The sequence below is a fragment of the Streptomyces sp. S4.7 genome (genome assembly GCF_010384365.1).
GTDB lineage: Bacteria > Actinomycetota > Actinomycetes > Streptomycetales > Streptomycetaceae > Streptomyces.
In genome coordinates, this window is record NZ_CP048397.1 from 5,767,988 (window position 1) to 5,792,741 (window position 24,754).

Consider the following 24,754-nt stretch of genomic DNA (forward strand, 5'->3'; position numbering starts at 1 on the left):
GCCCGTACGGTCATGCGGCGAATGGCGGTTGGAACCCGCAGAGCGATCACAGAACGTATGCAACCTACTGCGGGTGCCCCCGTCAAGTGACGGGGGCAGCGACGCCGCGCGCCGCTGCCCCCGTCGGGTCGGTGGCCCCGTCCCCGGGGCCGTCGTGGCTAGCCGCCCCCGCCACCCGTATCGCCGGTGGCGCGGTCCGTCTTGCTCATCGGGCCCAGCCCCGCCGGCGTACCCGTGGCACCAAGATCGTCCATGGTCGCGCCCGTCAGGACGGCCCCGGTGCTCCTCTTCGCACGGCGCAGCCGCTTCTCCAGCCAGGACGCGAACGTCGTAAGGAGGAGATTCAGCAGGATGAAGATCACCGCGACGACGATGAAGCTCGGGATGACGTTGCCGTAGTTCGCGGCCAGCGTCTTGCGGGCACTCAGCAACTCGGTGAAGCTGAGCAGCGCGCCGCCGAGCGCCGTGTCCTTCACGATGACCACGAGCTGGCTCACCAGCGCGGGCAGCATCGCGGTGACCGACTGCGGCAGCAGGATCGCGCGCATCGTCTGGCCCTTGCGCAGACCGATCGCCTTGGCGGCCTCCGTCTGCCCCTTGGGCAGCGACAGGATGCCCGCGCGGACGACCTCCGCCAGCACGGACGCGTTGTACAGCACGAGGCCCGTGACGACCGCGTACAGCGGACGCGTGTCCGTGCTGATGTCGGTGTACTCCGCGTACAGCTGGTTCGCGAACACCATCAGGATCAGCACGGGGATGGCGCGGAAGAACTCGACGACCACACCGGCCGGAGCCCTGACCCACCGGTGGTCGGAGAGCCGCGCGATACCGAAGAGGACTCCCAGCGGCAGCGCGATGACCAGCGCGAGTCCCGCGGCCTTGAGGGTGTTGACGAGGCCCGGCAGCAGATACGTCGTCCACGCCTGCGACTCGGTGAAGGGGCTCCACTTCGCCCACTCCAGCTGCCCCTTGTCCGACATGGCGGAGTAGATCCACCACACGCCCAGGGCCAGGACGACCAGGAACAGCACCGAGTAGACGATGTTGCGCCGCTTGGCGCCGGGACCCGGCGCGTCGTACAGAACGGAAGTCATCGCTTCACCGCCACTCGCTTGCCGAGCCAGCCGAGGATGAGGCCGGTCGGCAGTGTCAGGACCACGAACCCGAAGGCGAAGATCGCCGAGATGAGGATCAGCTGCGACTCGTTCTCGATCATCTCCTTCATCAGGAGGGCCGCTTCGGCCACACCGATGGCCGCGGCCACCGTCGTGTTCTTCGTCAGGGCGATCAGCACGTTCGTGAGCGGCCCGATGACGGAGCGGAACGCCTGCGGAAGAACGATGAGGGACAGGACCTGGGTGAAGTTCAGCCCGATGGCCCGCGCCGCCTCCGCCTGCCCGACAGGCACCGTGTTGATGCCGGACCGGATGGCCTCACAGACGAACGCGGCCGTATAGGCGGTCAGTCCGAGAATGGCCAGCCGGAAACTCAGCGCGTCGAAGTCGTCCGCCGCGCCGAGCGTGATGCCGAAGACGTCGGCGAGACCGAGGGAGGCGAAGACGATGATCACGGTGAGGGGAATGTTCCGCACCACGTTCACGTAGACCGTGGCGAAACCGCGCATCAGCGGAACCGGGCTCACCCGCATCGCCGCAAGTATGGTGCCCAGGACGAGGGAGCCGATACCGGAGAAAACGGCGAGCTTCACCGTGACCCAGAACGCCCCTAGCAGGTCGTAACCTTCAAGAAAGTCGAACACGATCTCCCGCGCTCTCGCGTTTGTTGATGGCGTGGCGCGCCACCCTCACGGGGCGGCGCGCCACATCTGCGCCGAATGAGCCGAACGGAACCGGCGGCCCGCTGATTCAGCTGACGATGTTGCCGATCTTCGGGGCGGGCTCGTTCTTGTAGTCGGCCGGACCGAAGTTGTCCGCCACGGCCTTCTCCCAGGCGCCGTCCGAAACCATCTTCTCCAGGGCGGCGTTGATGTCGTCGACGAGCTTGGTGTCGCCCTTCTTGACGCCGATGCCGTAGTTCTCGTTGCTCAGGCTGAGACCGGCGAGCTTGAACTTGCCCTTGTTCTGGTCCTGCGAGGCGTAACCGGCGAGGATCGAGTCGTCCGTGGTCAGCGCGTCGACGGCGCCGCTGGCCAGTCCGTCGATGCACTCCGAGTACGTGGCGTTCTGCTTCAACTGGGCCTTCGGCGCGAAGTCGTTCTTCACGTTCTGCGCGGACGTGGAGCCCGTCACGGAACAGAGCTTCTTGCCGTTGAGGTCCGCGCCCTTGGTGATGTTGTCGTCGGCGCGGATCAGCAGGTCCTGGTGGGCGAGCAGATACGGGCCGGCGAAGTCGACCTTCTGCTTGCGCTCGTCGTTGATCGAGTAGGAGGCCGCGATGAACTTCACGTCACCGCGCTCGAGCGCGGTCTCACGGTCGGCGCTCGGGGTCTCCTTCCACTCGATGTCCTTCGCCTCGTAGCCGAGCTCCTTCGCGACATACGTCGCGACGTCGACGTCGAAGCCCGTGAAGGAACCGTCGGGCGTCTTCAGACCGATACCGGGCTGGTCGAACTTGATACCGACGGTGATCTTCTTGCCACCGCCGTCGCCCTCGCTCGAGGAGTCGCTGTCGCCGGAACCACACGCGGTCGCGGTCAGGGAAAGGGCCAGCACGGAGGCGGCAACAGCACTTGCTTTACGGAGATTCATGGTCAACATCCTTCGTTGTCTCGAAAGTTACGGGCAGCTCAGTGGTGCAGGATCTTCGACAGGAAGTCCTTGGCGCGGTCGCTGCGAGGATTGGTGAAGAACTGCTCCGGCGTCGCCTCTTCGACGATCTGGCCGTCCGCCATGAAGACGACCCGATTCGCGGCGGACCGCGCGAAGCCCATCTCGTGGGTCACCACGACCATGGTCATACCGTCACGTGCGAGCTGCTGCATGACTTCGAGCACCTCGTTGATCATTTCCGGGTCGAGCGCCGAGGTCGGCTCGTCGAAGAGCATCACCTTGGGCTCCATGGCCAGCGCGCGGGCGATCGCCACACGCTGCTGCTGGCCACCGGAGAGCTGCGCGGGATACTTGTCCGCCTGGTTGGCCACACCCACGCGGTCCAGCAGGGTCCGTGCGAACTCGTCCGCGGCCCGCTTGTCCTTCTTGCGGACCTTGATCTGTCCCAGAGTGACGTTCTCCAGAACCGTCTTGTGCGCGAAGAGGTTGAAGGACTGGAAGACCATGCCGACGTCGGCGCGCAGCCGGGCAAGCTCCTTGCCCTCGGCCGGCAGCGGCTTCCCGTCGAGCGAAATACTGCCGGAGTCGATCGGCTCCAGACGGTTGATGGCGCGGCACAGTGTGGACTTGCCGGACCCCGAGGGCCCGATCACGACGACGACCTCGCCACGGGCGATGGTCAGATCGATGTCCTGGAGCACATGCAGCGCGCCGAAGTGCTTGTTGACGTTGCTCAGCACGACCAGGTCGCCCGACGCCGGCCTGGCGTCCTCGGTGTCCTTGGTCACTGAAACTCCGCTCATCGGCTTCTTGCTCCGTCCTCCTCGGTTGGGAGGACCTTAGTCACGCACTGCGACCAGCGTCATTACATCTGAGGGGAAATTGAGCATAACGATCCGGCCGCAACCGGACACTCCGTGTGAAGAGGGCCGGTTCGGCGTACCGGGTGGGTAACGGAAACCGTCCCTTAACGGGAAGTGACTTGACTGGTGCGGCAGCGATGGGCGTGGATGCCCTGGTACGTACTGTGACCGCCGCACCACTGAGGAGGGCCATGAGGCTGCTGCTCGTCGAGGACGACGACCATGTCGCCGCGGCCCTCGCCGCGGTACTGGCCAGACACGGATTCGACGTCACGCACGCGCGCAGCGGCGAAGAGGCACTCCAGGCCCTGCTCCCGGTGACCGACGGGACGAAGTCTCCTTACGGAGTCGTCCTCCTCGACCTCGGCCTGCCCGACCAGGACGGCTACGCGGTCTGCGGCAAGATCCGCAAGCTCTGCTCGACACCGGTGATCATGGTGACGGCGCGCGCCGACGTCCGCTCCCGCATCCACGGGCTGAACCTCGGCGCGGACGACTACGTGACCAAGCCGTACGACACCGGTGAACTGCTCGCCCGTATCCACGCCGTGAGCCGCCGCAGCGTGGGCGGCGAGGAGACCGGACAGGGCGGCGGGGACTCCCTGCGGCTCGGACCGGTCACCATCGAACTCTCCACCCGCCGCGTCACCGTGGACGACGCCCCGATCCAGCTGACCCGCAAGGAGTTCGACCTGCTCGCGCTGCTCGCACAGCGCCCGGGCGTCGTCTTCCGGCGGGAACAGATCATCAGCGAGGTCTGGCGCACCAGTTGGGAAGGGACCGGACGCACACTCGAAGTGCACGTGGCGTCCCTGCGCTCCAAGCTCCGGATGCCGGCGCTGATCGAGACCGTGCGCGGCGTCGGCTACCGCCTCGTCGCCCCCACCGCCCACCAAGGACCGTAGTACCCGGTGAGTACCCGACTTCTACCGCTGCTCATCGTCCTCATGGCGGGCGTGCTCCTCGCGCTCGGCTTCCCGCTCGCCGTGAGTCTCGCCGCGGCGCAGCAGCAGGGCGTGGTCGTCGACCGGATCGACGACACGGCGCGCGTCGCCGCGCTCGCCCAGTTCGTCAGCGAGGGCGACGTGTCCGGCGCCGGGACCGGCACGGGCACCCGATCCGACGAGCGCGGATCCATGCTGGAGGAGGAACTCAAGCGCTACCACGAGGTGTACGGCATCCGCGCCGGGGTCTTCTACCGCGACGGAGAAGCCATGGCGCGGGCCCCCGAGGACTGGACGGTGCCCCGGACCGGAGAGGGCCGCCTGGCCTTCCAGGAGGCCCTCCTCGGGCGGCGCAGCGACGATCCCCAGCAGGTCTGGCCTTGGCAGACACACGGGCGGCTTATCGTCGCGTCGCCGGTGGTACGCGACGGGGACGTCGTCGCCGTCGTCGTGACCGACTCACCCACCGGACAGATGCGTTCGCGGACCTTCCAGGGCTGGCTGTACATCGCCGCCGGCGAAGCAGCCGCCATGCTGCTCGCCGTCGGGGCGGCGATCCGTCTCACCGGCTGGGTGCTGCGCCCCGTACGCGTCCTGGACGCCGCCACCCACGACATCGCCACCGGGCGCATGAAGTCACGCGTCGCCGCCGCCGGAGGCCCGCCGGAACTACGACGGCTCGCCGACTCCTTCAACGAGATGGCCGACAACGTCGAGGACGTCCTCGAACAGCAGCGCGCCTTCGTCGCCGACGCCTCCCACCAACTGCGCAACCCGCTCGCCGCCCTCCTGCTGAGGATCGAACTGCTCGCCCTCGAACTGCCCGCCGGGAACGAGGAGATCGCCTCCGTCCGTACGGAGGGCAAGCGCCTCGGGCAGGTCCTCGACGATCTGCTGGACCTGGCGCTGGCCGAACACGCCGCCGCCGATCTGCGGCTCACCGACGTCGGCGCCCTGGCGTCCGAGCGCGTGGCGGCGTGGCGCGCGTACGCGGAGGAGAGGGGCGTCCGGCTGACCGAGAGCACCGGCGCCGTCACCGGCTGGGCGGACCCGGTCGCGCTCTCCAGCGCCCTCGACGCGGTCGTGGACAACGCCCTGAAGTTCACGCCCGAGGGCGGCGAGGTGGACGTGCGGGTCGCACGAGGCGGCAGCGACCGCACCACCATCACCGTCACCGACGGCGGCCCCGGACTGTCCGACGACGAGATGGACCGGATCGGCGACCGGTTCTGGCGCAGCAACCGCCACCAGAACGTCAAGGGATCAGGTCTCGGGCTGTCCATCTCACGGGCGCTGCTCACGGCGGGCGGCGGGACGATCGCGTACGAACACGGGGACCCGCGCGGGCTGCGGGTGACGCTCACCGTCCCGAGGTCGTCACCGGGCTCCTCCTAGAAGGACGGCTCCCGGGCGTCGCCTCTTCAGGAAGAGCGACCCGGTTTTCAGGAAGAGCACCCGGCGGACCCGTAGCGCCGCCGTACGGGACGGACCTACGGCTTGACCGACTGGTAGTAGCGCAGCGCGCCCTCGTGCAGTCGCAGCGGATCGGTGTAGATCGCCGTCCGCAGATCCACGAGCTGCGCCGGGTGGACCTTCTTGCCTATCCGGTCGCGGCTCTTGATCACGGTGCGGGTGAAACCCTCGGTCAGCGCGGGGTCGATCCGGTCCGTGGTCACCAGCAGGTTCGCCACGGCCACCGTGGGCACCGCCGTACCGTCCTGCGCCTTCTCGTACGCGTCGGCAGGCATCACCGCGGAGCGGTAGTAGCGGGTCGCCACCGGGGCCGTGTCGTGCAGCTTGTCGACGAGGGCGTCGTCGAGGGGCACCAGCCGTATGTCGAAGCGCTCCGACAACTGCTGGACGGAGGCGGTGGGCAGCCCGCCCGACCAGAAGAACGCGTCCAGGCCGCCCGACTCCAGACGGCCCGGCATGGTGTCGATGCCCGCCGATACAGCCGTCACGTCCTTCGTGGGATGCAGCCCGGCGGCGGCCAGCAGACGGTCGGCGATCAGCCGCACCCCCGAACCCTCCTGCCCGACACCCACCCGCTTGCCCCGCAGGTCCCGCGCGGACTCGATGTCCGACTCCTTCGCCACGATCAGCTGTACGTAGTCGTCGTAGAGCCGCGCGCAGCCCCGCAGCCGGTCGGCACCCGGCCCGTTGTCCCGCTGGTACTTGGCGACCGCGTCGGCCGTGGCGATGGTGAAGTCGGCCTTCCCGGTGGCCACGCGCGAGAGGTTCTCCTGCGACCCCTCGCTGGTCAGCAGCCCTATCGACACGTTGGGCAGATCCTTGGCGAGATCCTCCTTCAGGAGGTCCCCGTAGCGCTGGTAGACCCCGCTCGTCACGCCCGTACTGAACTTGAGGGACCCGCTCGGTGTCTTCCCCCCGAGAGGCACCAGCCACCACGCCAGCAGCCCGGCCACCACCAGGGCGGCCACGCCTCCTACGAAGGCGGTGCGACGGCTCATACGGGGCGGAAGGGGGAACATGCGGTGATCCTGCCAGTTCACGCACCGTGAAGACCAGGCCTTGCCTCCACGGGCTTGGGTCCGCCGCGGCCGGCCGGCCCATCGGCGGCGTCCCGGGAGAAGCGGATGGCGCGGAACGACTGTTCCACGCCACTCGTCCGGCGGTCGGAAGGCCCCGGGACGAGAGGACTGCGCCCCGGTCCCACGTCCTTCGCAGATCCGGGGGACCGGGTTGACCAGCGCCTCAGACCTCCCCAGGCCCGGCGCTGGGCGCAGCCCAGAGCCATTACCCCCGACTCCGGCGGTCAAACCATCCGCTGCCCGACCGGCTTGATCCGGCCCGTCCCCGCCGCCTCCGTACGGACGTCAGACGCGCTCCTCCCACGCCTGACTGCGCGCGTAGTGGTTGTCGTACCTCTCCGAGGAGTCCTTGATGTCCTGCACGGTCGCCCCACCGTCGTGGACGCGGCCGAGCAGCCGGTAGTAGTCGAACCGGTCCATGCCCGGCGTGAAGCCGACCAGGACCTCCGCGGTCGCGTCCGGGGCCGGCGCGAAAGCATGCGGCGTGTGCGGCGGCACAGCGAGGAAATCGCCCTTCCCCAGGGTCAGTACCTCCTCACCCACCAGCACCTGGAGCGTGCCGTCGACGACGAAGAAGAACTCGGTGGCACGGGTGTGGAAGTGCACGGGCGCCCCCGCCGCACCCTTCTCGAAGCGGGCCGTGTTGACGGTGAGCGCGCCGCCCGTGGTGTCCGAGTCGGCGAACAGCGTGATCACGCTGCCAGGTGCGTCGGCAAGGGCCTCGGCGGCGCCGCCGCGGGTCAGAAGCGGCTGGTGGGTGCGGGGTACGGAGTTCGTCGTCCTGTTCATGAAGACGAATCTAGGGCTCATGGTGACTGCCCGAAGGGGGCATTCGGTGAATGAATCAATGGGTCAATCGACACCGTCCCCGAAGGGGCCGAGGCGGTCGAAACGCCGTGGCCGATACGCCGGTGACACAGGGGAATCGCCGGGCTCACCGTTCCACTGGCGGGCCCACCTCGGGCACCCCCTTACCCTGGACGGGTGACAAACAGCAGTGACCGGGCCGCGGCAGTGGACGAAGTGGGCGTTGACCGGACCTACGAGGTGCGCACCTACGGGTGCCAGATGAACGTCCACGACTCCGAGCGATTGTCCGGTCTGCTGGAGGACGCCGGCTATGTCCGCGCCCCCGCGGGCGCCGACGGCGACGCCGACGTCGTCGTCTTCAACACCTGCGCCGTACGCGAGAACGCCGACAACAAGCTGTACGGCAACCTCGGCCGGCTCGCCCCGATGAAGACCCGCCGCCCCGGCATGCAGATCGCGGTCGGCGGCTGCCTCGCCCAGAAGGACCGCGACACCATCGTCAAGAGGGCGCCCTGGGTCGACGTCGTCTTCGGTACGCACAACATCGGCAAACTCCCCGTACTGCTGGAGCGCGCCCGCGTACAGGAAGAGGCGCAGATCGAGATCGCCGAGTCGCTGGAGGCGTTCCCGTCCACACTGCCGACCCGCCGCGAGTCCGCCTACGCCGCGTGGGTCTCCATCTCCGTGGGCTGCAACAACACCTGCACCTTCTGCATCGTCCCGGCCCTGCGCGGCAAGGAGAAGGACCGCCGCCCCGGTGACGTACTCGCCGAGGTCGAGGCACTCGTCGCCGAAGGCGTCTCGGAGATCACGCTCCTGGGCCAGAACGTCAACGCGTACGGCTCCGACATGGGCGACCGCGAGGCCTTCTCCAAGCTCCTGCGGGCCTGCGGGCAGATCGAGGGCCTGGAGCGCGTCCGCTTCACCTCACCGCACCCGCGCGACTTCACCGACGACGTCATCTCCGCGATGGCCCAGACGCCCAACGTCATGCCGCAGTTGCACATGCCGCTCCAGTCAGGCTCGGACACCGTCCTCAGGGCGATGCGCCGCTCCTACCGGCAGGAGCGGTTCCTCGGCATCATCGACAAGGTCCGCGCGGCCATCCCGCACGCCGCCATCTCCACCGACATCATCGTGGGCTTCCCCGGCGAGACCGAGGAGGACTTCCAGCAGACGATGCACACGGTGCGCCGGGCGCGCTTCGCGAACGCCTTCACCTTCCAGTACTCCAAGCGCCCCGGAACGCCCGCGGCCGACATGGACGGGCAGATTCCCAAGGAGGTCGTGCAGGAGCGCTACCTGCGCCTCGTCGCCCTCCAGGAGGAGATCTCCTGGGACGAGAACAAGGCGCAGATCGGCCGCACCCTCGACGTCATGGTCGCCGAGGGCGAGGGCCGCAAGGACGGAGCCACCCGCCGCCTCTCCGGCCGCGCGCCGGACAACCGGCTGGTGCACTTCACCGCGCCCGACCAGGAGGTTCGTCCGGGCGACGTGGTGACCGTCGACATCACCTACGCGGCCCCGCACCATCTGCTCGCCGAGGGGCCGACGACGCGGATTCGGCGCACCCGTGCCGGAGACGCCTGGGAGAGGCGCAACGCCGCCCCGCCCGAGCCCGCGGCTGTACTGCTCGGTCTGCCGTCGATCGGCGTCCCGCCGCCGCTGCCCGCGGCGACCGGCGGCTGCTCGGCGGTGTGACGCCCGCTGCACGCTGTGACGTGCCGGTCGACGACCGGCGGGACACCGACGGGCCGAGGCCGCACATGCCCGTGACCTAGTCTGCGCAGCATGCTCGTATCCGCGGCCGTGTGCCCCTGTCCGCCCCTGCTCGTCCCCGCCGTCGCCGCCGGTGCCGCTCCGGAACTCGACACCGCGCGCGACGCGTGCGCCGACGCCCTCGGCGTGCTCGCCGCCTCCAGGCCCGACCGGCTGGTCGTCGTCGGACCGGCGGCGGGCACGACGGACCTGGTGACGTACCCACAGGGTGCGCACGGCTCCTTCCGTGGCTACGGGGTGGCCGTCGACGTCACGCTCGACGGCCGGCCGCCCAGGCCCGAGGACCGCGACGGTCGATCCGGCGCCGAACTGCCGCCCTCGCTGGCCGTCGCCGCCTGGCTGCTCGCGCACGTCTCCTGGACCGCCTCGCCGATCCAGGGACTCGCCGTCCGGGAACCTCTCGACGCCGGCCGGTGTATCAAGAGCGGCAAGGACATCACGACGGGCGAGGGGCGGGTGGCACTGCTGGTGATGGGCGACGCCAGCGCGTGCCGTTCGCTCAAGGCGCCCGGATATCTCGACGAGCGCGCCGCGGCCTTCGACGCCGAGGTCGCAGGCGCGCTCGGCTCGGCGGACGTGACGGCGCTCGCCGCGCTGGACGAGTCGCTGGCGACCGACCTGCAGGCGGCGGGACGCGCCGGCTGGCAGGTTCTCGCGGGCGCGGCGGAGGGAGCGTCTCTCGGCGGCGCGCTGCTGTACGACGACGCGCCGTACGGCGTGGGCTACCTGGTGGCGGCCTGGTCGTAGCGGGCAGAGGGGGCGGGGTGGGGAGGGGGGAGGGGTCCCAAGCCCCGCAGCTCGCTGATGTTGGCGCCTGATGCCTGATGCCTCATGCCTGACGGCGGGGGCGAAGCGCTGAAAAGGCGCTTCGCCCCCGCCGTCAGGCATCAGGACCTGCCGTCGTCGGCCCTTGTCAGCCCTCGTCGGCCGTTCGCCGGGCTCAGGAAGCCGGCGGCGGGGAGGAGGGCGGGGTTGTGGTGCCGCCGCTCTGGCCGCCGTCCTTGCCTTCCTTCTGGGAAATCCGCTCCAAGGCGTCCTTGGCCTTTCCGGTCCCGGACTCGATCTTGTCGCTGTACTTGCCCTTGGTCTTCTGGTCGACCGTCTTCGCGGCCTTGTCCAGGCCCTCGCCGATCTTCCCCCCGTGCTGCTGCGCGAGGTCGGAGACTTTGTCCTTGGCGGGGGACAGCTTGGACTTCAGTGAGTCAAGGAAGCTCATGGGTCACCTTCCCTCGGGCCCCGGTGAGGGGCGATCGGCTCTGTGCCGACTGTGCGCGGGCGCCATCGCCGACTCCGTGGTCGGAAGCTTCGTCGACGGTCTGCTGCTTCGGGATGTCGACACCGTCGGCAGCTTTCGTGCCGCCGTCGCCGTTGCCTTCACCGTCGCTTCCGCTGTCCGCAACCGTATCCGGTACGGCATGGGAGGCATCGGGGGCGGGGGTTTCGTCCTCGTCGGCCTCGGCCGCCGTGAACGCCGACCCGGCCCCCTCCACCGTCCGCTTGGACTTCCAGCGAAGTCAGGCGAAAACGCCCATATCAACTCCATATGCTACTCGTGTGGGCGAAATTCCGCGTCGCCCACAGCGTCCCCCTCACGGCGTCCATGGGCGCCGCCCGCACACCGGCGGCCGGAATCCCGCAACGGCGAACGACCCGGACAGGGGCCGTCACATAACTCGTTCGGGAACCGGTCACCAGGTTTGCGAGACTGGGGCCGTGAGTACCGCAGCGCCCGCACCGCGGGTCATCGCCGTCGTCGGCCCCACCGCGGCCGGCAAGTCCGACCTGGGCGTCCATCTCGCCCGGCAACTCGACGGTGAGGTCGTCAACGCAGACTCCATGCAGCTCTACCGCGGGATGGACATCGGTACCGCCAAGCTGACGACCGAGGAGCGCCGCGGGGTCCCGCACCACCTCCTCGACATCTGGGACGTCGCCGAGGCGGCCAACGTCGCCGAGTACCAGCGGCTGGCCAGGATCGAGATCGACCGGCTCCTCGCCGCGGGCCGTACCCCCGTCCTCGTCGGCGGCTCCGGCCTCTACGTACGGGGCGCCATCGACGCCCTCGACTTCCCCGGCACCGACCCCGAGGTGCGCGCCCGGCTGGAGGACGAGCTGAAGCTGCGCGGCTCCGGCGCCCTGCACGCCCGGCTGGCCGCCGCCGATCCGCCTGCGGGCCGCGCGATCCTCCCCAGCAACGGCCGCCGCATCGTCCGGGCCCTTGAGGTGTTCGAGATCACCGGTAAGCCGTTCACGGCCAATCTGCCCGGTCACGACGCCGTGTACGAGACGGTGCAGATCGGCGTCGACGTGGAACGCCCCGAACTCGACGAGCGCATCGCGCTGCGCGTCGACCGTATGTGGGAGGCCGGCCTCGTGGACGAGGTGCGCGAGTTGGAGGCGCGCGGCCTGCGTGAGGGGCGTACGGCCTCGCGCGCGCTCGGCTACCAGCAGGTACTCGCGGCCCTCGCCGGCGACTGCACCGAGGACCAGGCGCGCACCGAGACCGTACGCGCCACCAAACGCTTCGCGCGCCGCCAGGACTCGTGGTTCCGCCGCGACCCCCGTGTCCACTGGCTGAGCGGCGCGGCCGAGGACCGGGAGGAACTCCCGCACCTCGCGCTGACGTTGGTCGAACGAGCGGTCACAGCCTGATCACGTGATGGCATCGGGACGCTCAGGCCGTCAATCCGGTGCCCGGGGCCGTGCCATCATCGAGCATCGATCGACCCGTGGAGTCCGAGTTGGGAGGGCGCGTGGCGATGGAGGCCGGCCCTCGCAACACAGATGAGGGGACTCAGGATCCGCAGGAAGAAGCCCCGCGGTTGAGTCCCGACGGACCCGACGACGAAGACACGGTGACTCCCGAGGTGGAGGTCGAGCTGCGTCCGCAGCGACGCCTGCGGATCTGGCAGCTCGCTCCCATCGTGATGCTCGCCGCCATCGGCTCACTGATGTTCGCCTTCCCGCTGGCTTTCGGTACGGGTGACGGCGGCGCCGTCGTCGCGATGCTCGGCCTGCTGATCAGCTGCTGCGCCGCGGGCTGGGGCATGATGGCCGCCCGCCGCGTCGGCCACACCTGGCCCGGTCTGTCGGCCCGCGGATCGGGCGAGCGCCCGGACTGGCGCGTCCTCGCGCTGTACGTGGGCGCGGGCGTCGCCCTCGTCGCCCTCGCCGTCTGGCGGGTCGCCCGACTCCGCTGACCGGGCGCGCCGCCTTCCGCGTCCGCACTGTCGGTCCCATCTCGTACGATTGACGCGTGAGTACCTACCACCCCGCCGCGCAGCCGTCACCGATCCCGTTCCTCAAGGGGCACGGGACCGAGAACGACTTCGTGATCATTCCCGACCCGGACAACGCGGTCGCCCTGTCCGCCGCCGCCGTGGCGAAGCTCTGCGACCGCCGCGCCGGTATCGGTGGCGACGGTCTGCTGCACGTCGTACGGTCCGCCGAGCACCCCGAGGCGCGGTCCATGGCCGACCGGGCCGAATGGTTCATGGACTACCGCAACGCGGACGGTTCGGTCGCCGAGATGTGCGGCAACGGGGTGCGGGTCTTCGCGCGGTATCTGCGGCGCGCCGGTCTCGTTGACGCGGGCGATCTCGCCGTCGCCACCCGTGGCGGCGTGAAGGAGGTTCACATCGCCAAGTCCCTTGAGACGGGCGGTGGAACGGCCGATCCGGAAGACGTGACGGTCCGGATGGGACGAGCCGCCCTCCCCGAAGGGGATGTCAGTGTCGTGGTGGGGGAGCGTGGTTGGCCCGCCCGTGATGTCAACATGGGCAATCCGCACGCCGTCGCCTTCGTCGACGACCTCGACCACGCGGGGAATCTGTTCACCGCGCCGCCCGTCAGCCCCGCCTCGGCCTATCCGGACGGCGTGAACGTCGAATTCGTCGTCGGGCGCGGCCCGCGCCATGTCGCCATGCGCGTCCATGAACGCGGCTCGGGCGAGACGCGGTCCTGCGGTACGGGCGCGTGCGCCGTCGCCGTCGCCGCGGCCCGCCGGGACGGCATCGACCCCGCCGTGACCGGTGAGCCCGTCACGTACACGGTCGACCTGCCCGGCGGACGGCTCGTCATCACCGAACGCCCCGACGGCGAGATCGAGATGACCGGCCCGGCCGTGATCGTGGCGGAGGGGCTGCTCGACGGCGAGTGGGCGGAGTTGCTCGACACGCTCTGAAGTCCTCGGCACCCGGCGGCAGATTCGCTCGAATGGGTGATCCGGTTCACGCTGGGGGAGAGGTGGACCGAGGCACGTGGTGGGGTCGGTAGCATCAAGCACCGGCCGGGAGGGCGCTCCTGTCCCTCCCACCGCCGGTCGGAGCTGCCGGAGGTGCCCCATGAGCGCAGAGGCCACGAGCCCTGGTGCCCGGAGCCGCAGGCGCGGCCGTACCAGTATCGACCTCCGTCGGCTCGGCAAAGCCGCGTTACTGGGGCCCGCTTCCAGGGACCGGCTGCCGGACGCGATCGGCCATGTGGCCGACGCCCACCGCGCGCACCATCCCGACGCGGACCTTCTCGTGCTGGGCAAGGCGTACGTGCTCGCCGAGACGTCGCACCGCGGGCAGTTCCGCAAGAGCGGCGAGCCCTACATCACGCATCCGCTCGCGGTGACCCTGATCCTCGCCGAACTCGGCGCCGAGACCACGACGTTGACGGCGTCGCTCCTGCACGACACCGTCGAGGACACGGATGTGACGCTCGATCAGGTTCGCGCGGAGTTCGGCGACGAGGTCTGCTATCTGGTCGACGGTGTGACGAAGCTGGAGAAGGTCGACTACGGGGCCGCCGCCGAGCCCGAGACCTTCCGCAAGATGCTCGTCGCCACCGGCAACGATGTCCGGGTGATGTCGATCAAACTCGCCGACCGGCTGCACAACATGCGCACCCTCGGTGTGATGCGGCCGGAGAAGCAGGAACGCATCGCCAAGGTCACCCACGACGTCCTCATCCCGCTGGCCGAACGTCTCGGCGTGCAGGCGCTCAAGACCGAGCTGGAGGACCTGGTGTTCGCCATCCTCCAGCCGGAGGAGTACGAGCGCACCCGCACCGTCATCGCGGACAGGGCAGGCGCCGGGCCGAGTCTGGACCTGGTCGCCGAGGATGTGCGGCGGACGGTTCGTGAGGCCGACATCACGGCCGAAGTCGTCATCAGGCCGCGGCACTTCCTCTCCGTGCACCGTGCCCGCCTGAAACGCGGCGAGATGCGGGGCACGGACTTCGGCCGCCTTCTGGTCCTGGTCGGGGAGGACGCCGACTGTTACGCCGTGCTGGGGGAGTTGCACACCTGTTTCACTCCGGTGATCTCCGAGTTCAAGGACTTCATCGCCGCCCCGAAGTACAACCTGTACCAGTCGCTGCACACGGCGGTCGCGGGCCCCGGCGGGGCGGTCGTCGAAGTCCTCATCCGTACGCACCAGATGCACAAGGTCGCCGAGGCCGGTGTGGTCGCGCTGGGCAATCCGTACGCGCCCGTCGACGGTGCGGAACCGGCCGACGGCGAACGCACCGACCCGACCAGGCCCGGCTGGCTCTCCCGCCTCCTGGAGTGGCAGGAGTCGGCGACCGATCCGGACACGTTCTGGACGACGCTGCGCGCCGATCTCGCCCAGGACCGGGAGATCAGCGTGTTCCTCGCAGACGGGGGCATGCTCGGCCTGCCCGCCGGCGCGACATGTGTGGACGCGGCGTACGCGCAGTACGGCGACGGCGCGCACGGCTGCATCGGCGCGCGCGTCAACGGCCGTCTGGCGACGCTGAGTACGGTCCTGGTCGACGGCGACACGGTGCAACTGCTGCTGGCTCACAGCCCCGCCCAGGAGCCCCGGAACGGCCGGGACGGGGACGGCGACGGGAGCGGCACGGGAAAGGCCGGGAGCACCGGCGGCCCCGGGGACGTCGAGGGCACTCCCGGCGGTGGGCGCGGCCAGGACCCGCAGGGCACGGCGGACCCGGCGCACGGCCGGCATCAGGACACCGCCCCCGGCCCCTCTCCCGAGTGGCTGGACCACGCCCGTACGCCCGCCGCGCGCATCGCGATCGCCGGCTGGCTCGCCGCGAATCCGGAGAGCCTGAAGGTGGCCGAGGCGCCGCCCCGTACGCCCGGCGCCGTCACGGCGGGGCGGCGCGGCGTGGCCAATGTGGTTGTGGACGTGCCCGAGGCGACCGTACGGCTGGCCGGCTGCTGCACCCCCGTCCCGCCCGACGCCGTCACCGGCTTCACGGTCCGGGGCGGCGCCGTCACCGTGCACCGCGCGGAGTGTCCCGCCGTCGGCAGGATGACCGCGCTCGGCCGCCCGCCGCTCACGGTGCGCTGGGGCGACGAGGCGGAGTGCCGGGTCACGCTGTACGCGGAGTCCTTCGGCCGGCCCCGGCTGCTCGCCGATCTCACCGAGGCCATCGCCACGGCGGGCGCGGCGATCGTGTCGGCCAACGTGGAGCCGCCGAGCGAGCAGCGGGTACGGCACACGTACACGCTCCAACTGCCCGACGCGGCGGGGCTCCCCGGCCTGATGCGCGCCATGCGGGACGTGCCCGGGGTGTTCGACGTACGGCGCGCGCAGCACGAGCCGGCTCCCTGAGCAGGCGCGCCGCCCTGCGCCCAGGTGCCCGCCCCGTACGCCGCGGCCCCCTGCTCCACCGAGCCGTGCCCCGCCCCGCGGGCGCCGGCACGGCCTGAGCCCGGCGGCCCGGCCGCCTCTTTCGGGTGGGCGTGAAGCGCGCCGCCGCCGTAGGTGCGCCGTGCGCTGGTAGCGGTGGTCCATGCTGCTCACCTCCCCCCGGCTGCGCGCCGCCCTGCTGGCCACCGCGTCGGCCACCCTCGTCGCCGCGACACTCCCCGCTCCCGCCCCGGTGGCGCTCGGTATCGGCGATCCGCTCTTCCCGTATCTGGGCAACCCCGGATACGACGTCCTCGCCTACGACATCGGCCTCACCTACCGGGGCGACAACTCCAAGCCGCTCGACGCGGTCACCAAGATCGACGCGCGGGCGACCCAGCGTCTTGAACGCGTCAACCTCGACTTCACCCACGGCAAGGTCGGCTCCGTCGAGGTCGACGGCGCGCGCGCCGACTTCGCGACCGTCGGCGAAGACCTCGTGGTCACGCCGCGCGAGGCCGTGGAGGCCGGCTCACGGGTACGCGTCACCGTCACCCACACCAGCGACCCCACGGGCGGCAAGGGCGGCTGGGTGCGGACGAAGGACGGCCTCGCGATGGCCAACCAGGCCGACGCCGCGCACCGCGTCTTCCCGGGCAACGACCACCCGGCCGACAAGGCGGCGTTCACCTTCCGGGTCACCGCGCCCGGCAAGCTGACCGTCGTGGCCAACGGTCTTCCGGTGGCGAAGACCCGTAACGGCGCGACCACCACCTGGACGTACCGCACCCGTCACCCCATGGCCACCGAGCTGGCGCAGGTGTCCATCGGGGAGTCGGCCGTGGTGCACCGGGAGGGTCCGCGCGGACTGCCCCTGCGCGACGTGGTCCCGGCCGCCGACCGCGCGAAGCTGGAGCCGTGGCTGGCGAAGACGCCGGCACAGATCGAGTGGATGGAGCGGCAGGTCGGGCGGTACCCCTTCGAGACGTACGGCGTCCTCGTCGCCGCCGCCGAGACCGGTTTCGAGCTGGAGACACAGACGCTGTCGCTCTTCGAGCGTTCGCTGTTCACCCGGCCCGAGTACCCCGAGTGGTACGTCGACTCGGTCATGGTCCACGAGCTGGCGCACCAGTGGTTCGGCGACAGCGTCTCACCGCGCGCGTGGTCAGACCTGTGGCTCAACGAGGGCCACGCGAGCTGGTACGAGGCGATGTACGCGCAGGAGCACGCGGACAAGCCGCTGGAGGAGCGGATGCGCGAGGCCTACCGGCTGTCCGACGGCTGGCGGGCGGCCGGCGGTCCGCCCGCCGCACCGGAGCCGCCCTCGCCCGGCAAGCAGATCAGCCTGTTCCGGCCCGTGGTGTACGACGGCAGTGCGCTGGTGCTCTACGCGCTGCGCCAGGAGATCGGCGCGGGGGAGTTCCGGCGGCTGGAGCGGGAGTGGGTGCGCGACCACCGGGACGGGACGGCGAGTACGGCGGACTTCACGCGGCTGGCGTCGGACATCGCGGGGCGTGACCTGTCGGACTTCTTCGAGGCGTGGCTGTACGGGCGCCGGACGCCGCCCATGCCGGGGCACCCGGAGTGGAAGAGTGCGGCGTTGAAGTAGGAGGCGAGCGAACGGCGCGAGGGGAGGCCGCCGCGAGGGCCGTGGGGGCGGCCGGTGAACCGGACGCGAAACCCATATGACGCTCCCGGCCGTGACGTGCCACCATCAAGGGGTCGGCGGCGCTGCCGGGACCGGTACTCCGGGGCCGGGACGCCGGACCGGGACGCCGGGAATCAATCCGGGTCGTCACGCGTTGTGACCGATATGGGTGGGCAGTCTGTCCACACCCGAACACTCTCTTCGACGTAAGGATCCAATGACCTCCTCTTCTTCCCCTTCCCAGGACGAGCAGATCTCCGCGGACCCCCGCACGGAAAGCCTTCGGGCCGATGCCCTGATGGAAGAGGACGTCGCCTGGAGCCAAGAGATCGACGGAAACCGGGACGGCGACCAGTTCGACCGTTCCGACCGCGCGGCGCTGAGGCGCGTGGCGGGCCTGTCCACCGAGCTCGAAGACGTCACCGAGGTCGAGTACCGGCAGCTGCGCCTGGAGCGCGTCGTGCTGGTCGGCGTCTGGGTCTCCGGGACGGTGCGGGAGGCCGAGAATTCGCTCGCCGAGCTGGCGGCGCTGGCCGAGACGGCCGGCGCGCTCGTGCTCGACGGAGTCATCCAGCGCCGTGACAAGCCCGACCCGGCCACCTACATCGGCTCGGGCAAGGCGCGTGAGCTGTACGACATGGTGCTGGAGACCGGGGCGGACACCGTCGTCTGCGACGGTGAGCTCAGTCCCGGTCAGCTCATCCATCTCGAGGACGTCGTCAAGGTCAAGGTCGTGGACCGTACGGCCCTGATCCTGGACATCTTCGCCCAGCACGCCAAGTCCCGGGAGGGCAAGGCACAGGTCGCGCTGGCCCAGATGCAGTACATGCTGCCGAGGCTGCGCGGCTGGGGTCAGTCGCTGTCCCGGCAGATGGGCGGCGGCGGCGGTGGCGGCATGGCCACTCGCGGTCCCGGTGAGACGAAGATCGAGACGGACCGGCGGCGGATCCGCGAGAAGATGGCGAAGATGCGCCGGGAGATCGCGGAGATGAAGACCGGCCGCGAGATCAAGCGGCAGGAGCGCCGGCGCCACAGGGTGCCGTCGGTGGCGATCGCCGGATATACGAACGCGGGCAAGTCCTCGCTGCTCAACCGCCTCACCGGCGCCGGCGTCCTGGTGGAGAACGCGCTGTTCGCCACCCTGGACCCGACCGTGCGCCGGGCCGAGACACCGAGCGGCAGGATCTACACCCTGGCCGACACCGTCGGGTTCGTACGGCATCTGCCGCACCACCTCGTGGAGGCGTTCCGGTCGACGATGGAGGAGGTCGGAGACTCCGATCTGATCCTGCACGTGGTCGACGGCTCGCATCCCGCTCCCGAGGAGCAGCTCGCCGCCGTGCGCGAGGTCATCCGCGACGTGGGCGCGGTGGACGTCCGCGAGATCGTGGTGATCAACAAGGCCGACGCGGCGGACCCGGAGGTCCTCCAGCGGCTGCTGCGGATGGAGCGGTACGCGATCGCCGTGTCCGCTCGGACCGGTGCCGGTATGGCGGAGCTGCTCGCGCTCATCGACACCGAGCTGCCCAGGCCCGCGATCACGGTCGAGGCACTGGTGCCGTACACCGACGGCGGTCTGGTCTCGCGGGTGCACGCCGAGGGTGAGGTGCTGTCCGAGGAGCACACCCCGGAGGGCACCCTGCTGAAGGCGCAGGTCCACGAGGAGCTGGCATCGGCGCTCGCCGCGTACATGCCTGTTCCCGCGGCCGGCTGACCGCACCGCGCGCCGCGATTCGTTGACGGCGCAAGGCCCGCCCCCTCCACGCGAGGGGGCGGGCCTTTTGCCGTGCGGGCTCCGGGCGTCTACTCGCCCGCGAACTTGTCACTCATCATCGTGTAGAGCTGCTCGGCACCCTCGCCGAGCCGGGGACCGGCCAGCCAGCCCGAAGTGACCGGGCCGATCGAGGTGTTGGAGACCAGTACCGACTTGCCGTCGGGTCCGGCCGCGAACCAGCCGCCGCCGGAGGACCCGCCGGTCATGGAGCAGCCGATGCGCCACATCGTGGGCGTACCGGCGGCGATCGACAGCCTGCCGGCGTTGTCGACGCACTTGTGCATGATCAGCCCGTCGTACGGCGGGGCCGCGGGGTAACCCCACGCGCCCAGGCTGCCGATGCTGCTCGCCTCGGGGGCGTCGAAGTCGACGTCGAGCGCGGCGCCGACCGTCTCCTCCAGCGACTTGCCGCCGTTCTCCGGGGTGACGTGCATGACCGAGTAGTCGTACGCCGCGCCGTCGCCGCCGGTCGGGCCACCGTCGCTGATCCACTCGTTGGAGGTGGCGACCCAGTCGGCCCAGTACTGCCCGTACGGGGCGATCTCCTGCGGCTGCGCGTTCTGCAGATCGGCGGAGGACTTGCCCGTGTTGTTGTAGGCGGGGACGAACATGATGTTCCGGTACCAGCCGCCGCCCGCGCCCGCGTGCACGCAGTGCCCCGCGGTCCACACCAGGTTGGACTTGCCGGGGTTCTTCGGGTCCTTGATCACGGTGGCCGAGCAGACCATCGAGCCCTCGGGTGAGTCGAAGAAGACCTTGCCGACGGGCGCCGCGTGGTCGGTGTACGGCGTCTTCTCCGGCTCGGCCTGGACCGGTCGCGGCTCGGGGTCGGTGACGTCCTGGTCGCCGGAGACGTCACCGGCGGCGAGGGTCTTGGTCGGCGACTTCGCCGTCTTCATCCGCTCGGGCTTCCACAGGTTCTCGATGACCGGGTTGACGAAGTCCTTGGCGCTGCGCAGCCACTTGTCCTTCTCCCAGTTCTTCCACTCACCGTCCTTCCACTTCTCCGGGTCGAGACCGTGCTCCTTGAGCCGGTCGGCCAGATCCGCGGGTATCTCGCTGCCTGCCTCGCCGGCGGCGGGAGTTGAGGCGGCGGGCTTGTCCGCCGCCTTGTCCTCGCCTCCACCGCCGCAGGCCGTCGCCGTCATCGCGAGGGCCGCGACGAGGCTGGTGGCGGCCAGCAATGGACGTATCGATCGCATGAAAAACGTTCCCCCTGAGAACTTGATTCACTTGCCATGAGCGTGTCACGCAAAAAGGTGGCCCTCAGGCGGACCACCTTGCGGTGACCGAACTCTATGCCGCCCCTTCCGGGATCGCCGAGCAGGGGCGTGGACCGTGGGCGTGGAGTGCGGTCCGCCGTGCCCGAGGGCACGGCGGACCGCCCACCGGTCAGTGTTCTACCGGCCGGCGTACTTCTTGCTGACCGCCTCGTAGATGCCCTTGGCCTCGTCACCGAGACGCGGGCCCGCGAGCCAGCCGGCCGTCACCGGGCCTATCGAGGTGTTCGACACCAGGGCGGGCCGGCCGTCCTGGCCGGTGGCGACCCAGCCGCCGCCGGACGAACCGCCGGTCATCGTGCAACCTATGCGGTGCATCGTCGGGTCCTGCGCGTTGATGGACAGCCGACCCGGCTTGTCGCCGCACTGGAAGAGCTTCTGGCCGTCGAACGGCGGCGCAGCCGGGTAGCCGGTCGCCTTCATCGAATCGATCTCCGGCGTGGCCGGTGCGTTGAAGTCGACCGGCAGCGCGGCGCCGACGGTCTCCTCCAGCGACTTGCCGTCACCGCCCTTCTCGGGGGTCACATGGATCACCGCGAAGTCGAACGGGGCGCCCAGACCACCCGTCGCCGCCCCCTCGGAGATCCACTCCTCGGAGGTCTGCGCCCACTCGCCCCACCAGATGCCGTGCGGGGCGATCTCCTCCTTGGCGGCGCTCTCCAACTCGGAGATCGGCAGGTCGCTGTTGTTGTACGAGGGCACGAAGGCGATGTTCCGGTACCAGCCGCCGCTCTTGCCCGCGTGCACGCAGTGGCCCGCCGTCCACACCATGTTGGACTTGCCGGGGTTGGCGGGGTCCTTCACCACCGTCGCCGAGCAGACCAACGAGCCCTCGGGGCCGTCGAAGAAGAGCTTCCCCGCCTCGGGCACGCTACCGTCGTACGGCGCGTTCACCGGCGTCGCCTCCACCGGCTGCGGAGTCGGGTCGGTGACACCCGCGTCGCCGGAGATGTCCTCCTCCTCGACCGGCTTGTCGGGCTCTTCGGCGTCCCGCATCCGGTCCGGGTCCCAGAGGCCCTCGATGATCGGGTTGACGTAGTCCCGTGCCTCACGGAGCCACTTGTCCTTGTCCCAGTTCTTCCATTCGCCGTCCTTCCACTTGTCCAGATCGATTCCGCGCTCCTTGAGGCGGTCCTGGAGGTCGGCGGGAATGGTGATCTTGTCGCCGGAGGACTCGGTCGACGAATCGCTCGGCTTGTCGCCCGCGTTCGTCTCCTCGGTGGGCCCGCAAGCGGTGGCCGTCAATGCGAGCGCCGCGGCGAGGGAGGCGACCACGACGGCGGGAGAGGTTCGCCGCGTGCCTGTCCCTCGGCGAGTGGTGGACGGTGGGCGAATGGCTCGCATGTCGGGATCCCCCTGGGACTTCGGAACTGTTCTGAACTGACGGATCAACCGGATCCAACCGGACCGACTGGCCCGGCCGTGGTGACCGGGGCCGGAAGTCGGCCCCACTATGCCGGTGCCGTTGGGGACGGCGGACGGCAGGGCCGTGGTTCCGCCGACGAAGGATCTTCCGGTCGGCCGTGATCCCAGGCGCTTGCCGTCGTTGGTACCTACGGGGGATTCGACGCCGGCGTTCACCGCATGCGCCGCGGCGCTCGGCCCGCCGCGTCGACGCGTGATGCATCCGTTCCCACGGGAGGACCGACAGCCGTGGCCCTGACCGAACTCCCTCCGCCGGTGCCGCTGGTCGCACCTGACGGCGCCCCTTCCCCCGGTCCGGGAACCGCCGCCGCGAGGACCGTCGGAACGGACGCCGGAAAGACCACCCGACGCCGACCGCACCGGCGCACCGACCCGGCCCCTCACCAGGAAGTCCTCCCGTGAAAACCACCTCCACTCCTACTCCCGACGCACCCGAGATCATCGCCCGTCCCGCCGCTCAGAGCCCCGGACCGGTCACTGCGCACGCCCTCGCGACGGCCGGACCGGCCCCGACCGACACGACCACCGTGCCCCGCCAAGTGCCCCCGGGCGCGGGGGCGGACGCCGCACCCCGTACGGCGGGCACCCCCGCCGCGTCCCGGGCCGCGGACGCGGTGGCGGGCGATCAGCCGGACCCTCTCGACGACCCGGACCCGTGGAAGGCCGCCGACGCCGCGTCCGTGGAGAACCTGCTGCGCTGCTGGGTCCGCGAGTGCAACACCCCCCGGCCGGACGGGAACACCCTCAGGATCCCGCTCGACGCGAGCGGCACCGCCCTGCTCGTCCCCGTGCGCTACTGGTCGGCGACCGGCTGGCACCGCTTCGGCCCGCCCCTTCTGGAGTGCGCGGGGCCGCACACCCCGGCGGCCGACGCCGTCACCGTGGCCGCGCTCCTCAACCGCGAGTCCGGTCGCGGCCAGGGCGCCGAACTGGTCGCCAGGGTCGCCGACTCCGCCCACCGCACCGCAGATTTCCTCGCCGACCGACGCAGAGCCCCCGCTCCCGTGGGCGCCGACCTCTTCCTCACCGCCGAACAGTCGCTCATTCTCGGCCACCCCCTCCACCCCACACCCAAGAGCCGCGAAGGGCTCTCCGACACCGAACACCGCCGCTTCTCACCCGAATTGCGCGGCTCCTTCCCTCTCCACTGGCTGGCCGTCGACCGGTCCGTGCTCGCCACCGACTCGGCCTGGACCGAGCAGGGCCGTGTCGTCCACGCCGAGCAGCTCACCACCCGACTGGCGGGAGACCTGACACTCCCCGACCACACCGTCCCGCTGCCTCTGCACCCGTGGCAGGCACGCGAGTTGACGCACGGTCCCGCCGTACGCGCGCTCCTCGACGCCGGTCTGCTCCACGACCTCGGCCCGCACGGCGACCACTGGTATCCCACCTCCTCGGTCCGCACGGTGCACCGGACCGGCGCACCCGCCATGCTCAAGCTGTCCCTCGGCGTACGCATCACCAACTCCCGGCGCGAGAACCTCCGTAAGGAGCTCCACCGCGGCGTCGAGGTCCATCGGCTGCTGCGCGGCGGTCTCGCTCAGCAGTTGCGCGCCGCGCATCCCGGCTTCGACATCGTGCGCGACCCCGCCTGGCTCGCCGTCGACACCCCCGACGGCGAACCGGTCGCCGGTCTCGACGTGATGCTGCGCCACAACCCGTTCCGCGCCGACAACGACGCCGTCTGCGTCGCGGGACTCGTCACCCCGCGCCCCTGGCCCGGCCGCCCCCTTGTGCACTCGCGCCTCGCCGACATCGTGGCCGCTCTCGTCGCCCGCACGGGCCGGCCCAGCGGCGCCGTCGCCGCGGAGTGGTTCCTGCGCTACCTCGATCACGTCGTACGCCCCGTGCTCTGGCTCGACGCCACGGCGGGCGTCGCCCTGGAAGCCCACCAGCAGAACACTCTGGTGATCCTCGACCCCGACGGCTGGCCGGTGGGTGGACGCTACCGGGACAACCAGGGCTACTACTTCCGCCAATCCCACCGCGAGGCGCTCGACCGCCGCCTCCCCGACATCGGCAGGGTCAGCGAAACCTTCGTACCCGACGACGTCACCGACGAGCGCTTCGCCTACTACCTCGGCATCAACAACGTCCTCGGTCTGATCGGGGCGTTCGGCTCCCAGCGGCTCGCCGACGAACGCGTACTCATCGCCGCCTTCCGTCAGTTCCTCGCCCGCGCCGCGACCCTCGGCTCACCCCTCCCCGGCCAACTCCTGGAGGCGACCACCCTGCGCTGCAAGGCCAACCTCCTCACCCGGCTCCACGGCCTGGACGAACTCGTGGGCCCGGTCGACACCCAGTCCGTCTACGTCACCATCACCAACCCCCTTCGCCATTGA

At 70.4% G+C, this 24,754-nt stretch carries 20 protein-coding genes; 11 read left to right on the forward strand and 9 right to left on the reverse strand.

Annotated elements, in window-relative coordinates:
* Positions 1-158 precede the first annotated feature (158 nt).
* The 4 genes from SSPS47_RS25745 to SSPS47_RS25760 all read right to left on the reverse strand — a co-directional run bounded on the left by SSPS47_RS25745 (position 159) and on the right by SSPS47_RS25760 (position 3,535).
* Positions 159-1,097 carry an amino acid ABC transporter permease gene (locus tag SSPS47_RS25745; protein WP_164253042.1) on the reverse strand — a complete coding sequence of 313 codons (939 nt, stop codon included), beginning with the start codon at positions 1,095-1,097 and terminating at the stop codon, positions 159-161.
* Positions 1,094-1,762 (reverse strand): amino acid ABC transporter permease, encoded by a 669-nt coding sequence (locus tag SSPS47_RS25750; protein ID WP_164253043.1) that lies wholly within the window; start codon positions 1,760-1,762, stop codon positions 1,094-1,096. Before SSPS47_RS25750 ends, SSPS47_RS25745 begins: the two co-directional genes overlap by 4 nt.
* 106 nt (positions 1,763-1,868) lie before the next feature.
* A complete protein-coding gene (locus tag SSPS47_RS25755; protein ID WP_187280360.1) occupies positions 1,869-2,711 on the reverse strand; it encodes a glutamate ABC transporter substrate-binding protein in 843 nt (280 codons plus the stop codon).
* Positions 2,712-2,749: 38 nt separating this feature from the next.
* Complete coding sequence (locus SSPS47_RS25760) at positions 2,750-3,535, reverse strand: amino acid ABC transporter ATP-binding protein (RefSeq protein WP_078074730.1); 786 nt, start codon at positions 3,533-3,535, stop codon at positions 2,750-2,752.
* A 251-nt stretch (positions 3,536-3,786) separates the two neighbouring features.
* Here SSPS47_RS25760 and SSPS47_RS25765 point away from each other — a divergent pair, with 251 nt between their 5' ends.
* Positions 3,787-4,500, forward strand: coding sequence for a response regulator transcription factor (locus tag SSPS47_RS25765; protein ID WP_164253044.1), 714 nt, complete (start codon positions 3,787-3,789; stop codon positions 4,498-4,500).
* A 6-nt stretch (positions 4,501-4,506) separates the two neighbouring features.
* Positions 4,507-5,934, forward strand: a complete 1,428-nt coding sequence (locus SSPS47_RS25770) for a HAMP domain-containing sensor histidine kinase (RefSeq protein WP_164253045.1) — start codon at positions 4,507-4,509, stop codon at positions 5,932-5,934.
* A 95-nt stretch (positions 5,935-6,029) separates the two neighbouring features.
* Here SSPS47_RS25770 and SSPS47_RS25775 read toward each other — a convergent pair whose 3' ends face one another.
* Together SSPS47_RS25775 and SSPS47_RS25780 are read right to left on the reverse strand one after the other, a co-directional pair.
* Positions 6,030-7,010, reverse strand: coding sequence for a TAXI family TRAP transporter solute-binding subunit (locus tag SSPS47_RS25775; protein ID WP_239065336.1), 981 nt, complete (start codon positions 7,008-7,010; stop codon positions 6,030-6,032).
* A 366-nt stretch (positions 7,011-7,376) separates the two neighbouring features.
* Positions 7,377-7,880, reverse strand: coding sequence for a cupin domain-containing protein (locus SSPS47_RS25780; protein ID WP_164253047.1), 504 nt, complete (start codon positions 7,878-7,880; stop codon positions 7,377-7,379).
* 195 nt (positions 7,881-8,075) lie between these two features.
* On the opposite strand from SSPS47_RS25780, the gene miaB reads away from it, so the two are divergent.
* A complete protein-coding gene (miaB, locus tag SSPS47_RS25785; protein ID WP_203557927.1) occupies positions 8,076-9,602 on the forward strand; it encodes a tRNA (N6-isopentenyl adenosine(37)-C2)-methylthiotransferase MiaB in 1,527 nt (508 codons plus the stop codon).
* 90 nt (positions 9,603-9,692) lie between these two features.
* Complete coding sequence (locus SSPS47_RS25790; protein ID WP_164253048.1) at positions 9,693-10,427, forward strand: class III extradiol dioxygenase subunit B-like domain-containing protein; 735 nt, start codon at positions 9,693-9,695, stop codon at positions 10,425-10,427.
* A gap of 193 nt (positions 10,428-10,620) precedes the next feature.
* On the opposite strand, the gene SSPS47_RS25795 is transcribed toward SSPS47_RS25790, so the two are convergent.
* On the reverse strand, positions 10,621-10,896 hold the full coding sequence (locus tag SSPS47_RS25795) for an antitoxin (RefSeq protein WP_164253049.1): 276 nt from the start codon (positions 10,894-10,896) through the stop codon (positions 10,621-10,623).
* 497 nt (positions 10,897-11,393) lie between these two features.
* On the opposite strand from SSPS47_RS25795, the gene miaA reads away from it, so the two are divergent.
* The 6 genes from miaA (at position 11,394) to hflX (ending at position 19,644) form a co-directional block, all read left to right on the forward strand.
* Positions 11,394-12,332, forward strand: a complete 939-nt coding sequence (gene miaA, locus SSPS47_RS25800) for a tRNA (adenosine(37)-N6)-dimethylallyltransferase MiaA (protein ID WP_164253050.1) — start codon at positions 11,394-11,396, stop codon at positions 12,330-12,332.
* A 107-nt stretch (positions 12,333-12,439) separates the two neighbouring features.
* A complete protein-coding gene (locus SSPS47_RS25805; protein ID WP_164255005.1) occupies positions 12,440-12,880 on the forward strand; it encodes a hypothetical protein in 441 nt (146 codons plus the stop codon).
* A 56-nt stretch (positions 12,881-12,936) separates the two neighbouring features.
* Positions 12,937-13,863: a diaminopimelate epimerase gene (gene dapF / locus SSPS47_RS25810; RefSeq protein ID WP_164253051.1), complete on the forward strand. Its 927-nt coding sequence runs from the start codon at positions 12,937-12,939 to the stop codon at positions 13,861-13,863.
* Between the two features lie 160 nt (positions 13,864-14,023).
* Positions 14,024-16,264 carry an HD domain-containing protein gene (locus SSPS47_RS25815; protein WP_164253052.1) on the forward strand — a complete coding sequence of 747 codons (2,241 nt, stop codon included), beginning with the start codon at positions 14,024-14,026 and terminating at the stop codon, positions 16,262-16,264.
* Positions 16,265-16,445: 181 nt separating this feature from the next.
* Positions 16,446-17,891 (forward strand): M1 family metallopeptidase, encoded by a 1,446-nt coding sequence (locus tag SSPS47_RS25820; RefSeq protein ID WP_164253053.1) that lies wholly within the window; start codon positions 16,446-16,448, stop codon positions 17,889-17,891.
* Between the two features lie 256 nt (positions 17,892-18,147).
* Positions 18,148-19,644 (forward strand): GTPase HflX, encoded by a 1,497-nt coding sequence (hflX, locus tag SSPS47_RS25825; protein ID WP_164253054.1) that lies wholly within the window; start codon positions 18,148-18,150, stop codon positions 19,642-19,644.
* Between the two features lie 89 nt (positions 19,645-19,733).
* Here the strand turns inward: hflX and SSPS47_RS25830 are convergent, their stop codons facing one another.
* Both SSPS47_RS25830 and SSPS47_RS25835 read right to left on the reverse strand, forming a co-directional pair.
* The gene (locus SSPS47_RS25830) at positions 19,734-20,906 is read right to left on the reverse strand and encodes a hypothetical protein (RefSeq protein WP_164253055.1); all 1,173 of its coding nucleotides are present in this window, start codon (positions 20,904-20,906) and stop codon (positions 19,734-19,736) included.
* Between the two features lie 198 nt (positions 20,907-21,104).
* A complete protein-coding gene (locus tag SSPS47_RS25835; RefSeq protein ID WP_203557928.1) occupies positions 21,105-22,328 on the reverse strand; it encodes a hypothetical protein in 1,224 nt (407 codons plus the stop codon).
* A gap of 479 nt (positions 22,329-22,807) precedes the next feature.
* On the opposite strand from SSPS47_RS25835, the gene SSPS47_RS25840 reads away from it, so the two are divergent.
* Positions 22,808-24,754: an IucA/IucC family protein gene (locus SSPS47_RS25840; protein ID WP_239065046.1), complete on the forward strand. Its 1,947-nt coding sequence runs from the start codon at positions 22,808-22,810 to the stop codon at positions 24,752-24,754.

What these genes read in the sequence shown, in the direction of transcription:
- SSPS47_RS25835 (WP_203557928.1), bottom strand. Translation starts at nt 22,328, where the DNA reads ATGCGAGCCATTCGCCCACCGTCCACCACTCGCCGAGGGACAGGCACG.
- SSPS47_RS25805 (WP_164255005.1), top strand. Translation starts at nt 12,440, where the DNA reads ATGGAGGCCGGCCCTCGCAACACAGATGAGGGGACTCAGGATCCGCAG.
- SSPS47_RS25765 (WP_164253044.1), top strand. Translation starts at nt 3,787, where the DNA reads ATGAGGCTGCTGCTCGTCGAGGACGACGACCATGTCGCCGCGGCCCTC.
- SSPS47_RS25820 (WP_164253053.1), top strand. Translation starts at nt 16,446, where the DNA reads ATGCTGCTCACCTCCCCCCGGCTGCGCGCCGCCCTGCTGGCCACCGCG.
- SSPS47_RS25775 (WP_239065336.1), bottom strand. Translation starts at nt 7,010, where the DNA reads ATGAGCCGTCGCACCGCCTTCGTAGGAGGCGTGGCCGCCCTGGTGGTG.
- hflX (WP_164253054.1), top strand. Translation starts at nt 18,148, where the DNA reads ATGACCTCCTCTTCTTCCCCTTCCCAGGACGAGCAGATCTCCGCGGAC.
- SSPS47_RS25760 (WP_078074730.1), bottom strand. Translation starts at nt 3,535, where the DNA reads ATGAGCGGAGTTTCAGTGACCAAGGACACCGAGGACGCCAGGCCGGCG.
- SSPS47_RS25780 (WP_164253047.1), bottom strand. Translation starts at nt 7,880, where the DNA reads ATGAACAGGACGACGAACTCCGTACCCCGCACCCACCAGCCGCTTCTG.
- SSPS47_RS25830 (WP_164253055.1), bottom strand. Translation starts at nt 20,906, where the DNA reads ATGCGATCGATACGTCCATTGCTGGCCGCCACCAGCCTCGTCGCGGCC.
- SSPS47_RS25755 (WP_187280360.1), bottom strand. Translation starts at nt 2,711, where the DNA reads ATGAATCTCCGTAAAGCAAGTGCTGTTGCCGCCTCCGTGCTGGCCCTT.
- SSPS47_RS25815 (WP_164253052.1), top strand. Translation starts at nt 14,024, where the DNA reads ATGAGCGCAGAGGCCACGAGCCCTGGTGCCCGGAGCCGCAGGCGCGGC.
- SSPS47_RS25790 (WP_164253048.1), top strand. Translation starts at nt 9,693, where the DNA reads ATGCTCGTATCCGCGGCCGTGTGCCCCTGTCCGCCCCTGCTCGTCCCC.
- SSPS47_RS25795 (WP_164253049.1), bottom strand. Translation starts at nt 10,896, where the DNA reads ATGAGCTTCCTTGACTCACTGAAGTCCAAGCTGTCCCCCGCCAAGGAC.
- SSPS47_RS25745 (WP_164253042.1), bottom strand. Translation starts at nt 1,097, where the DNA reads ATGACTTCCGTTCTGTACGACGCGCCGGGTCCCGGCGCCAAGCGGCGC.